Origin of the sequence: Streptomyces tauricus (assembly GCF_014650955.1) — a bacterium.
Lineage (GTDB): Bacteria > Actinomycetota > Actinomycetes > Streptomycetales > Streptomycetaceae > Streptomyces > Streptomyces tauricus.
In genome coordinates, this window is record NZ_BMVY01000074.1 from 1 (window position 1) to 13,200 (window position 13,200).

General features: G+C 71.5%; 1 protein-coding gene and 1 pseudogene. Both read left to right on the forward strand.

The genetic code is table 11. The features are described from left to right. Positions 1 to 21: 21 nt before the first annotated feature. A pseudogene (locus tag IE278_RS41315) lies at positions 22 to 6,099 on the forward strand (type I polyketide synthase); the annotation flags it as partial. 40 nt (positions 6,100 to 6,139) lie between these two features. Then, the coding region (locus IE278_RS41320; RefSeq protein ID WP_189780177.1) for a type I polyketide synthase at positions 6,140 to 13,200 on the forward strand (7,061 nt) is incomplete at its 3' end.

Below are 13,200 nucleotides of genomic sequence, written 5' to 3' on the forward strand. Positions count from 1 at the left end.
TATCGGCGTGGTGCGGGGTTGGTGGGGACGTCGTTGGCGTTCGGCCTCTGGGACGCCGACACAGGTGTGGACCTGGCCGACGCGGACCGGCTGGCCCGCCTGGGCATGCCCGCGATACCGGCCGACAAGGCCCTGGAACTGTTCGATGCGGCGCTGCGCACGGACGACGCCGTACTCATGCCGCTCCGCCTGGACCGGGCGGTGCTGCGGGCGCGGGGCGACGACGTCCCGGCTCTGCTGCGCGGTCTGACCGGCGGACCCCGCCGTCCCGCCCGCGCCCTCCGCGCCCGGACGGAGAGTTCCCTGCGCGCACGCCTGACCGGATCCACCGCCGAAGAGCGTGCAGCCACCCTCCTCACACTCGTACGGACCCAGGTGGCGGCGGTGCTCGGCCACGCCTCGGCGAAGGCCGTCGAGGCGGACAAGGCCTTCAAGGAGCTTGGCTTCGATTCCCTGTCGGCGGTGGAGCTGCGGAACGCCTTGCGGGCCGAGACCGGTCTGGCGCTTCCGGCGACGCTGGTGTTCGACCACCCGACGGCCCGGGCCGTCGCCGCCCACCTCGACGCCGAACTGCAGGGTGAAGGCGGCGGTGTCGCGGCGGGCTCGGCGGCGGAGATCCCGGCGGCGGTGGCGGCCGACGACGATCCGGTCGTGATCGTGGGGATGGCGTGCCGCTATCCGGGCGGTGTGGCGTCCCCCGATGATCTGTGGCGGCTGGTGGCGGACGGCGTGGACGTGGTGGCGGAGTTCCCCCGCGACCGGGGCTGGGATGTCGAGGGCATCTACCATCCCGAGCCGGGGAAGCCGGGGAAGACCATCGCGCGGGAGGGTGGTTTCCTTTACGACGCGGCGGAGTTCGACGCCGATTTCTTCGCCATCTCGCCCAGGGAGGCGGCGGACACCGATCCGCAGCAGCGGTTGCTGCTGGAGGCGTCCTGGGAGGCGTTCGAACGCGCGGGCATCGATCCGCACACGATGCGCGGCAGCCGGACCGGTGTCTTCACCGGCCTCATGTACCACGACTACGGGTTCCGGGCCGATACCGCCAGTACCAGTGGCGGAAGTCTGGTCTCCGGCCGGGTTTCGTACGTGTTTGGCCTGGAGGGGCCGGCGGTGACGGTCGACACGGCCTGCTCGTCCTCGCTGGTGGCACTGCACCTGGCCGCACAGGCACTGCGCACCGGCGAGTGCTCCCTGGCACTGGCCGGCGGCGTGACCGTGATGAGTACGCCGAACATGTTCGTGGAGTTCAGCCGGCAGCGTGGCCTGGCCCGGGACGGCCGCTGCAAGTCGTTCTCGGACGCCGCCGACGGCGCGGGCTGGGCCGAGGGAGTGGGCGTCCTGCTGGTGGAGCGGTTGTCGGATGCCCGGCGCAACGGTCATCCGGTGCTGGCGGTGGTGCGCGGCTCGGCGGTGAACCAGGACGGCGCGTCGAACGGACTGACGGCGCCGAACGGTCCCTCCCAGCAGCGGGTGATCCGGCAGGCACTCGCCAACGCACGCCTGTCGTCCGACCAGGTCGACGCGGTGGAGGCGCACGGCACCGGCACGACGCTGGGCGATCCGATCGAGGCGCAGGCGTTGCTGGCGACGTACGGGCAGGACCGTCCGGTGGACAGCCCGCCGTTGTGGCTGGGGTCCATCAAGTCGAACATGGGGCATGCGCAGGCCGCGGCGGGTGTGGCCGGGGTGATCAAGATGGTGCAGGCGATGCGCCATGGGGTGCTGCCGCGTACGTTGCACGTGGATGCGCCGTCCTCGCAGGTGGACTGGTCGGCGGGCCGGGTGGAACTACTGACCGAGGCCCGGGAATGGCCGCTGACCGAAGGCCGTCCGCGGCGAGCGGGGATCTCCTCGTTCGGGATCAGCGGGACCAACGCCCACGTCATCATCGAGCAGCCCGACATGGACCAGGCCGATGTCTCCGCCGCACCGGAAAAGCCCGCCGCCGACATCGATGCGGGTGTTCTTCCGTGGCTGGTCTCCGCCAAGACACCCGAGGCCCTGCGGAGCCAGGCGCAGCGGCTGCACTCGTATCTGCTGGGCCGTCCCGGGGACGACCCGCTCGACGTCGGTCTCTCCCTGGCGACCTCACGCGCCGCACTGGAGCGACGCGCGGTGGTGCTCGCGGAGGACAGGGCCACCGCTCTCGACGGACTGGCCACGATCGCCGCCGGCGAGCCGGGCCCCGATGTGGTCCACGGCGTCGCCTCCACCGGCACGACGGCGTTCCTGTTCTCGGGACAGGGTGCCCAACGGGCCGGTATGGGCCGGGAGTTGTACGAGGCGTTCCCGGTGTTCGCGTCGGCGCTGGACGAGGTGTGTGCCGCTCTGGACAGCCATCTGGACCGGCCGATACGCGAGGTGATGTGGTCCGAGCCGGAGCTGCTGGGGCAGACGGTGTTCACGCAGGCGGCCTTGTTCGCTATCGAGGTGGCGCTGTTCCGGCTGCTCGATTCGTGGGGTGTACGGCCTGACTTCGTGGCGGGTCATTCGATCGGCGAGTTGGCGGCGGCCCATGTGGCCGGAGTGTTCTCGCTGGAGGACGGGGCGCGTCTGGTCGCTGCGCGCGGCCGGTTGATGCAGGCGCTGCCGCCGGGCGGGGCGATGGCCGCCATCCAGGCGACGGAAGACGAGGTCGTTCCGCTGCTGGACCTGGTGTCGGCCGATGTCGCGGCGGTGAACGGGCCCGATTCGGTCGTCGTCTCCGGCGTCGACACCGAAGTCGCCCGGATCACCGCGCACTTCACGGCACTGGGCCGCAGGACAACACGCCTGCGCGTCTCGCACGCGTTCCACTCGCCGCTCATGGATCCCATGCTGGAGGCTTTCCGTGAGGTCGCCGAGAGTGTCACCTACGGCAAAGCCGCCATACCCGTGGTCTCCCACCTCGACGGCACGGTTGTCGGCGCGGAAGCGCTGAGTTCGGCGGACCACTGGGTGCGGCACGTCCGAGAGGCGGTCCGATTCGCCGACTGCGTACGGCACTTGGAGTCGGAGGGTGTCACCCGGTACGTGGAACTGGGACCGGACGGTGTGCTGTCCGCGATGGCGCAGGCCTGCCTGCGCGATCCGGACGAGGCGACCACCGTTCCCGCGCTGCGCAAGGACCGGGCCGAACCGCCCGCGCTGCTCGCCGCCGTCGCCGGACTGCACGTGACGGGTGCTTTCGTCGACTGGCGTGAGGTGTTCGCCGGACGCGGTGCCCGTCGTGTGGAGCTGCCCACCTACGCCTTCCAGCGCAGGCGCCACTGGCTGGACACGCAGGCGGTCTCCGGTGACGCGTCGGGCCTCGGGCAGGTGGCCGCCCGGCATCCGCTGCTCGGCGCCGTGGTCGTCTCGCCCGACTCCGACGGACTGGTCCTGACAGGCAGGCTGTCGCTCGCCGCCCAGCCATGGCTGGCCGGGCATCAGGTGCTCGGCACCGTCGTGTTCCCCGCCTCGGGCTTCGTGGAACTGGCGATCCGTGCCGGGGACCAGGCGGGATGCGACGTCCTGGAGGACCTCACCATCGACGAGACGCTGACCCTCCCCGAGAACGGCGGTGTCGACGTCCAGGTCGTGGTCGCCGAACCGGGCGAGTCGGGGGAGCGGCCGGTGACGATCCACTCCCGCCGCGAGGACGGTCCGTGGACCCGGAACGCCTCCGGTGTCCTCGCCGCCGATGTCCTCGCCTCCGGCGCGCCCGTACCCACCGTCGACCTGACCGCATGGCCTCCTGCGGGCGCGGACCCGATGGACGTCGACGACCTCTACGACCGACTCGCGGAACGGGGCCACGACTACGGACCTCTCTTCAGTGGGCTGCGGGCCGCATGGCGCCTGGGCGACGAACTGTTCGCCGAGGTCGCCCTGACCGAGGAGAGCGACGGGACCGACGACAACTTCGGTGTCCACCCGGCGCTCCTCGACGCGGCGACCCACCTGCTGACGCTCCATGAAGAAAACGAAGAAGACGAAGGAGAAGAAGACAACGAACAGGACGGGGACCGCGGCGGGCCTCGGTTGCCGACCGCGTGGAACCGTGTCGTCCTGCACGCCGCGGGCGCCACGTCCCTCCGCGTCCGACTGGCGCGTACGGAGCAGGACGGCATGTCCCTGCTCGCGGCCGACGAGGCCGGCCGGCCCGTCCTGTCGGTGCGGTCGCTCACGACGAACCCGTTGTCACCCGCACAACTCGACCGACTCGCCCGACCCGACGCCGGCCCCGGCCCCGGCCGGGACGGGTTCCTGGACTCGCTGTTCCGCATGGACTGGAACCCGGTCACCGCCGCCCCCGCGACCGGCGCGGACGAGGTGTCCTGGCTGCCCTGGGAGGACATCGGCGATGCCGACGACCTCGCCGACGGGCTCCCCGGCGTACTCGTGGTGTCACCGGAACCCGGCGACGACGCCGAGAGCGTCCACCGCACCACACGACAAACGCTGGGCGTCCTCCAGGACTGGATGGCCGACGAGCGGCTCTTCGCCTCGCGGCTCCTGGTCGTGACGCGCGGTGCCGTGTCCCTGCACGGCGAGGACGTGACGGACCTCGCGGGTGCCGCGGTCTGGGGCCTGATCAGGGCGGCCCAGCTGGAACACCCCGGCGCGATCGTCCTGGCCGACGTGGACGCGCCCGCCGGCATCGGCTCACTCGACGCCTCAGTCGTCGCGTCGCTCGTCGCGACGGACGAACCGGAACTCGCCGTCCGCGCGGGCGTGACCTACCGGGCACGGCTGGCCAGGGTGCCCGAGCGGCGCGAACCCTCCCGCCCCGCCTCAGTCTTCGGCCCCGAAGGCACCGTGCTGATCACGGGCGCGATGGGCATGATGGGGCGGCACGTGGCCCGCCACCTGGTGACCGCCCACGGAGTCGGCCACCTGCTGCTGGCAGGCCGCCGCGGCATGGAAGGCGCTGGCGCCGCCGAGCTCCACGAGGAGCTGACGGCCCTCGGCGCGACCGTCACCATCGCGGCCTGCGACGTCTCCGACAAGGACTCCGTCGCCAGGATGCTCGCCGGGATCGACACCGCGCACCCGCTCGTCGGCGTCGTGCACGCGGCGGGTGTCCTCGACGACGGTGTCATCGAGTCCCTGACCCCGGAACGTATCGACGCGGTGATGCGCCCGAAGGTGGACGCGGCGCTCCATCTGCACGAGCTGACCCGGCATCTGGACCTGTCGGCGTTCGTGCTGTTCTCGTCCGACTCCGGTGTCTTCGGCAACGGCGGGCAGGCGAACTATGCGGCGGCGAACACCTTCCTCGACGGGCTGGCCGCCCACCGCCGCGCCGCCGGACTCGCCGCCCAGTCCCTGGCATGGAGTCTGTGGGCCGACGCCAGCGAGATGACCGCGCAGCTCAGCGAGGTCGACCGGCTGCGGATGGACCAGATAGGCATCGTCGGCATGTCCGCCGCCGTAGGGCTGGAACTGTTCGATACCGCCGCCACCGTGGACGAGCCGATACTCGTCCCGATCAAGCTGAACGAGTACGCCGCCCGCGCGAACCCCGACGAACTGCCGCGCAAACTGCACGGCCTGTTCGGGGGCGCCGTGCGCCGGACCGTACGGGCTCGGTCCGACGGCGGCGAGGCACTCGCCCGGAAACTCGCCGGGCTGGCCGCTCCCGAACGCGACGAACTGCTCCTCGACCTGGTACGCGAACGAGTGGCCCTGGTCCTGCGGCGCGACTCCGCGAGCGACGTCGAACCGGACCGGGCGTTCCGCGAACTCGGCTTCGACTCGCTCACCGCCCTTGAGCTGCGCAACACGCTCAACGCCGCGACGGGCCTGCGGCTGCCCGCGACGCTGCTGTTCGACCACCCCACCGCCCGCGCGGTGGCCAAGGAGATCGGCAGCGCGGCCGGCCCCAAGGAGCACGACCCCGCGCGGCCCGTTCTCACGGAGATCGAACGGCTCGAAGCCGCGCTCACGGCGTCGGCACTGACCTCGTCGGGCGACGGAGCGCGCTCCCGGATCACCGCACGCCTCGAAGCGCTCCTGCGGTCCTGGCGGGACGGCCACGACCGGCCCGCCGAGACGGAAACGAACAGCGACCCCGAATGGGCCACCGACAACGAACTGTTCGAGGCCCTGGACAACGAACTCGGCATCTCCTGAAACCTGATTCGCGTCTTCCTGCGAGATTGGCTCACGTCCGATGGCGAACGACGAGAAACTGCGCGGCTACCTCAAGCGCGCCACGACCGAACTGCAGCAGACCCGGCGGCGCCTCCGCGACATGGAGGACCGGGAACGCGAGCCGATCGCGATCATCGGGATGGCGTGCCGGTATCCGGGTGGGGTGGCTTCTCCCGAGGATCTGTGGCGGGTGGTGGCCGGTGGTGTGGACGTGGTGTCGGAGTTCCCGTCGGACCGGGGCTGGGATGTCGCGGAGTTGTTCGATCCGACCGGTGAGCGCCCTCATACCAGTTATGTGAATGCCGGTGGTTTTCTGTATGACGCGGCCGGTTTCGACGCGGAGTTCTTCGGGATCAGTCCGAACGAGGCGTTGACGATGGATCCGCAGCAGCGGTTGCTGCTGGAGACGTCGTGGGAGGCGCTGGAACGCGCAGGCATCGACCCCGGCTCATTGGCGGGCAGCGCGACCGGAGTGTTCGCCGGCCTCGTCTACCACGACTACGTGGCCAACACCAATACCGGCGCCATCGCCTCGGGACGGGTCTCGTACGCGCTGGGTCTTGAGGGCCCGGCGGTGACGGTGGACACGGCGTGCTCTTCCTCGCTCGTCGCGCTGCATCTCGCGGCGCAGTCGCTCCGCTCGGGCGAATGCTCCCTGGCGCTCGCGGGCGGCGCCGCGGTCATGGCGACCCCGGAGACCTTCGTCGAGTTCAGCCAGCAGCGTGGTCTGTCGCGTGACGGTCGGTGCAGGTCGTATGCGGCCGCGGCGGACGGTACGGGGTGGGGTGAGGGCGTCGGCATGCTGTTGGTGGAGCGGTTGTCGGACGCCCGGCGCAACGGTCACCCCGTGCTGGCGGTGGTGCGTGGTTCCGCGGTGAACCAGGACGGCGCCTCCAACGGCCTGACGGCGCCGAACGGTCCGTCGCAGCAGCGGGTGATCGTGCAGGCGTTGGCGAGTGCGCAGGTGTCGTCGGACCAGGTGGATGTGGTCGAGGGACACGGCACGGGCACCACGCTGGGTGATCCGATCGAGGCGCAGGCGCTCCTGGCGACGTACGGCCAGGACCGTGCGGCGGACAGTCCGCTGTGGCTGGGGTCGATCAAGTCGAACATCGGGCACGCGCAGGCGGCGGCGGGTGTCGCCGGAATCATCAAGATGGTCAAGGCGATGGAGCACGGCGTACTGCCGCGCACACTGCACGTGGACGCGCCGTCTCCGCAGGTGGACTGGTCGGCGGGTGCGGTGGAACTGCTGACCGAGGCCCGAGAGTGGCCGGAAGTGGACGGTCGTCCACGCCGGGCGGGTGTCTCCTCGTTCGGGATCAGCGGGACCAACGCCCATGTCATCGTCGAAGCGGCACCCGCGCCCGCCCCGCAAGCCGAGGAAGCTGGGACCGTGGCCGGCCCCGGACCGGACGCCGACGCCGATGCCGATGCCGGCGCACAGGCCGTACGGACCTCAGTCGTGCCCTGGGTGCTGTCCGCCCGCAGCCGCGAAGGACTGGCCGCGCAGGCCGCGCGCCTGCTCGCCTTCGCCGAGGAGCGGGCGGAGCTGGACCCGGTCGACGTCGGCTTCTCACTGGCGACATCGCGGGCGGCACTCGAACACCGCGCCGCCGTCGTCGGCCACGAGCGCGAGGACCTGCTCCGAAGGCTCGCCGCACTGGCGTCCGACGCCCCCGACACCGGAGTCGTACGCGGCTCCGTCCGCTCCACCCCTGCCGCGACGGCGTTCCTCTTCTCGGGGCAGGGTGCGCAACGGGCCGGTATGGGACGGGAGTTGTACGAGGCGTTCCCGGTGTTCGCGTCGGCGCTGGACGAGGTGTGTGCTGCCCTGGACAGCCATCTCGACCGGCCGATACGCGAGGTGATGTGGTCCGATCCGGAGCTGCTCGGCCAGACGGTGTTCACGCAGGCGGGCTTGTTCGCGATCGAGGTGGCCTTGTTCCGGCTGCTCGAATCGTGGGGCGTACGCCCTGACTTCCTGGCGGGTCATTCGATCGGCGAGCTTGCCGCCGCCCATGTGGCGGGGGTGTTCTCGCTCGGCGACGCGGCCAAGTTGGTGGCGGCGCGGGGCCGGTTGATGCAGGCGTTGCCCTCGGGCGGAGCGATGGCCGCGATCCAGGCGAGCGAGGACGAGGTCGCCCCGCTGCTGGACGACGCGGCGGTGGCGATCGCGGCGGTCAACGGCCCGACGTCCATCGTGGTGTCCGGTGCGGACGCCCAAGTCACCGCCATTGAGAGCCACTTCGCCGCGTTGGAGCGTAAGACGAGTCGTCTGCGGGTCTCGCACGCCTTCCACTCCCCGCTCATGGACCCGATGCTGGCCGCCTTCCGCGAAGTCGCCGAGAGCATCACCTACAGCGCACCCGCCATCCCGGTCGTCTCGAACGTGACAGGCGGCCCGGCGGAAGACCTGGCCTCGGCCGACTACTGGGTGAGGCATGTCCGTGAAGCGGTCCGGTTCGCCGACGGGGTCGCGCACCTCCGCTCTGCCGGCGTGACCCGTTTCATCGAGCTGGGCCCCGACGGCGTGCTGGCCGCGATGACCCGCAACTGCCTGGACGAACCGCCTGCCGCGACACTCGTCGTCCCCACCTTGCGGGGGATTGAGGCCGAGGTCGCGACGCTGCTCACCGCCGTCGCCCAGCTCCACGTGAACGGTGCCGGGCCGGACTGGCGCGCGGTCTTCACCGGGCGCGGCGCCCGGCCCGTGGACCTGCCCACTTACGCGTTCCAGCATCGGCGTTACTGGCTGGAGGCAGCCGCCGAAACCGTCGATGTGACCTCCGCCGGCCTGGACCGCACCGGCCACCCGCTGCTCGGCGCGACGATCTCCCTGGCCGACTCGGGCAAGGTGGTGCTCACCGGCCGGCTGTCGGTGAGCGCCCAGCCGTGGCTGGCCGACCACGTCGTCGGCGGCGTCGTGCTCTTCCCCGGCACGGGCTTTGTGGAACTGGCGATCCGCGCCGGGGACCAGGTCGACTGCGGACGCATCGAGGAGCTGACCCTCCGGACACCGCTCGCCCTGCCGCAGCGCGGCGGCGTCCAGGTACAGGTCGTGGTGGGAGAGGCGGACGCCCTGGGGGCCCGTCGGGTCAGCGTCCACTCCCGCGACGAAGGCATGTCGGTGTGGACGCAGCACGCCGCCGGAACCCTGACGCCCGGCGCGCACGACGGCCACGACCTGGAGCAGTGGCCGCCCCTGGGCGCCGCCCCCGTGGAGCTGGACCGGTTCTACGAAGGACTCGCGGAATCCGGTCTGGAGTACGGGCCGGTGTTCCGGGGGTTGGGTGCGGCGTGGCGGCGTGGTGAGGAGGTGTTCGCGGAGGTCGCGCTTCCTGAGCAGGTGGAGGGGGACGGGTTCGGGTTGCATCCGGCGTTGCTGGACGCGGGGTTGCACGCGGTCGCGTTGAGTGGTGCGGTCGGTGGTGAGGGGGTGGTGCTGCCGTTCGCGTGGTCGGGTGTGGAGCTGTTCGCCTCCGGTGCCACGGCGCTGCGGGTCCGGGTGACCCCGACCGGCACCGGAGTGGTCTCTCTGCAGGTGGCGGACGCCTCGGGACGCGCGGTGGCCGCGGTGGAGTCGCTGGTGCTGCGCGAGATCTCCGCCGACCAACTCTCGGCCGCCCGGTCGGTGTTCCACGAGTCGCTCTTCCGCGTCGAGTGGTCGCCGCTTCCGGCAGCGCTGTCCGACGCCTCGGTACGCTCCGATGCCGCGGCACGCTCCGGCGCCACGGCCCGCTCCGTTGCGACGGTCGAATGGGCCACGTGGGACGAGCTGGGACCCGACGACGAGGTCCCCGCGGTCGTGGTGCTGGCGTCCACCGCGGGGACGGACCCGGCCTCCGTCCGGTCAGCCGTGCACCGCGTTCTGGACGCCCTACGGTCCTGGCAGGCCGAAGAACGGTTCGCCGACGCGACGTTGGTCGTGGCCACGCGTGGTGCGGTGTCCTCGGTGGGTGAGGACGTCACGGACCTCGCGGGTGCGGCGGTGTGGGGTCTGGTGCGGTCGGCGCAGTCGGAGAACCCCGGGCGGTTCGTGCTGGCCGACCTCGATGCGGACACCGGCCTTGCCGAGGTGGTGGCGGCAGCCGCCATGGGCGAGCCGCAGCTGGCGGTCCGCGACGGCGTCGTGCACGTGTCCCGCCTGGCACGCGTGCCCGTCGAGGTGCAGGAAGCACACGAGGAGCCGACTCCGCCGTTCTCCGGCACCGGCACCGGCACCGGTGCCGTTCTGGTGACGGGTGCCTTCGGTGCGCTGGGCAGCCTCGTGGCGCGGCATCTCGTTGCTGAGCATGGTGTGCGTCGTCTGGTGTTGGTGGGGCGCCGGGGGGCGGAATCGCCCGGGGCGGCGGAGTTGTGTGCGGAGCTGACGGATCTGGGTGCCGAGGCCGAGGCGGTGGCCTGTGACGTCGCCGATCGGGATGCGGTCGCGACGCTGGTGTCGGGCCGTGAGCTGTCGGGTGTCGTGCATGTCGCCGGGGTGCTGGACGACGGGGTGATCTCGTCGTTGACCCCGGAGCGGGTGGACGCGGTGTTGCGTCCGAAGGTGGACGCGGCCTGGCATCTGCATGAGCTGACCCGCGACATGGACCTCTCGGCGTTCGTCCTGTTCTCCTCGGCCGCGGGCGTGCTGGGGACGTCGGGCCAGGGGAGTTACGCGGCGGCCAACGCCTATCTGGACGGCCTGGCGGAGCATCGCCGAGCGTCTGGACTGCCGGGTCTGTCACTGGCCTGGGGGCCGTGGTCGGCGGGTGTGGGCGGCATGGCGGGCGGGCTCGCCGGTTCCGACACCCAGCGGATGGCCAGGTCCGGCGTGGAGGGACTCCCCGCCGACCAGGGCCTCGCCCTCCTGGACACCGCGGTCGCGCTGGGTACGGCCGCGCTGGTCCCCATCCGCCTCGATCCCAGGGTTCTGGCCGCCGCTGCCGGGACGGTCGAGGTGCCCCCTCTGTTCCAGGGGCTCGTACCGAGGACACGACGCTCGGCCACCGGCGCGCGGGCGGACACGGGGTCCCTGCGCAGGCAGTTGGCGAGCCGGCCCGAGTCGGAGTGGCACGAGGTCCTGCTCGGCATGGTCCGTACCCAGGCGGCTGTCGTCCTCGGACACTCCGGTCCGGCGGCGATCGACCCGGAGCGGGCGTTCCGCGACCTCGGCGTGGACTCGTTGTCGGCGGTGGAACTGCGCAACGGGCTGGGGGAGACGACCGGCCTGCGGCTGCCCGCGACGCTGGTCTTCGACTACCCGACACCGGAAGTGCTCGCCCGGTATCTGCTGAGCGAGGTGTCCGGCTCCGTGGACGACGGCCTCGGCGCCGTCGCGTCCGTCGCCTCCGACGACGAGCCGATCGCGATCATCGGGATGGCGTGCCGGTATCCGGGTGGGGTGGCCTCTCCCGAGGATCTGTGGCGGGTGGTGGCCGGTGGTGTGGACGTGGTGTCGGAGTTCCCGTCGGACCGGGGCTGGGATGTCGCGGAGTTGTTCGATCCGACCGGTGAGCGCCCTCATACCAGTTATGTGAATGCCGGTGGTTTTCTGCATGACGCGGCCGGTTTCGACGCGGAGTTCTTCGGGATCAGTCCGAACGAGGCGTTGACGATGGATCCGCAGCAGCGGCTGTTGCTGGAGACGTCGTGGGAGGCGCTGGAACGCGCCGGCATCGACCCCGCCGCACTGCGGGGCAGCGCGACCGGAGTGTTCGCCGGGATGATGTACCACGACTACGCGGCGAACAGCAGCACAGGCGCGATCGCCTCCGGCCGGGTGGCCTACACCTTCGGCTTCGAGGGCCCGGCGGTCACCGTCGACACCGCCTGCTCGTCCTCACTGGTGGCGCTGCACTGGGCCGCCCAGGCCCTCCGCTCGGGGGAGTGCACGCTGGCGCTGGCCGGCGGAGTCGCGGTCATGGCCACCCCCGAGGCGTTCGTGGAGTTCAGCAAACAGCGCGGACTCGCAGCCGACGGCCGCAGCAAGTCGTTCGCCGCGTCCGCCGACGGCACCGGCTGGAGCGAGGGCGTCGGCATGCTCCTCGTGGAACGTCTCTCGGACGCCCGCGCCAACGGTCACCCCGTGCTGGCGATCGTCCGGGGCACCGCGACCAACCAGGACGGCGCGTCGAACGGACTCACCGCGCCCAACGGCCCGTCGCAGCGCCGCGTCATCCGGCAGGCGCTCGCCAACGCGGGCCTCGGCGCGGCGGACGTGGACGCGGTGGAGGCGCACGGCACCGGCACCACACTCGGCGACCCGATCGAGGCGCAGGCGCTGCTGGCGACGTACGGGCAGGACCGTCCGCAGGACAGCCCGCTGTGGCTGGGGTCGATCAAGTCGAACATGGGCCATACGCAGGCCGCCGCCGGAGTCGCCGGAATCATCAAGATGGTCAAGGCGATGGAGCACGGCGTACTGCCGCGCACACTGCACGTGGACGCGCCGACCCCGGAGGTGGACTGGGCCTCGGGAGATGTCGAGTTGCTGACCGAGGCACGCGAGTGGCCCCGGAACGGCCGTCCACGCAGGGCGGGCGTCTCCTCGTTCGGGATCAGCGGCACCAACGCCCACGTCATCATCGAGCAGGTACCGGCGCCGACGGATCCTGCATCGGCCGAGGAGGCACCGGCAGGCGCCCTCCCCTGGATGCTGTCGGGCCGGTCCGCCGAGGGGCTGCGCGGCCAGGCCGAGAAGCTGAGGTCCTACCTCGCGGCGCACCCGGAAGTGGGCGCCACCGACGTCGCGTTCTCTCTGGCGACGTCTCGGCCCGCCATGGAACACCGCGCGGTACTGCTCCCGGACGACCGCGAAGCGGCACTCGAAGGCCTCGCGGCCATCGCAGCCGGAGAACAGCGGCCAGGCGTTGTACACGACACGGCGACACCCGGTGCGACGGCGTTCCTGTTCTCGGGGCAGGGTGCGCAACGGGCTCGTATGGGTCGGGAGTTGTACGAGGCGTTCCCGGTGTTCGCGTCGGCGCTGGACGAGGTGTGTGCCGCTCTGGACAGCCATCTCGACCGGCCGATACGCGAGGTGATGTGGTCCGAGCCGGAGTTGCTGGGGCAGACGGTGTTCACGCAGGCCGGTCT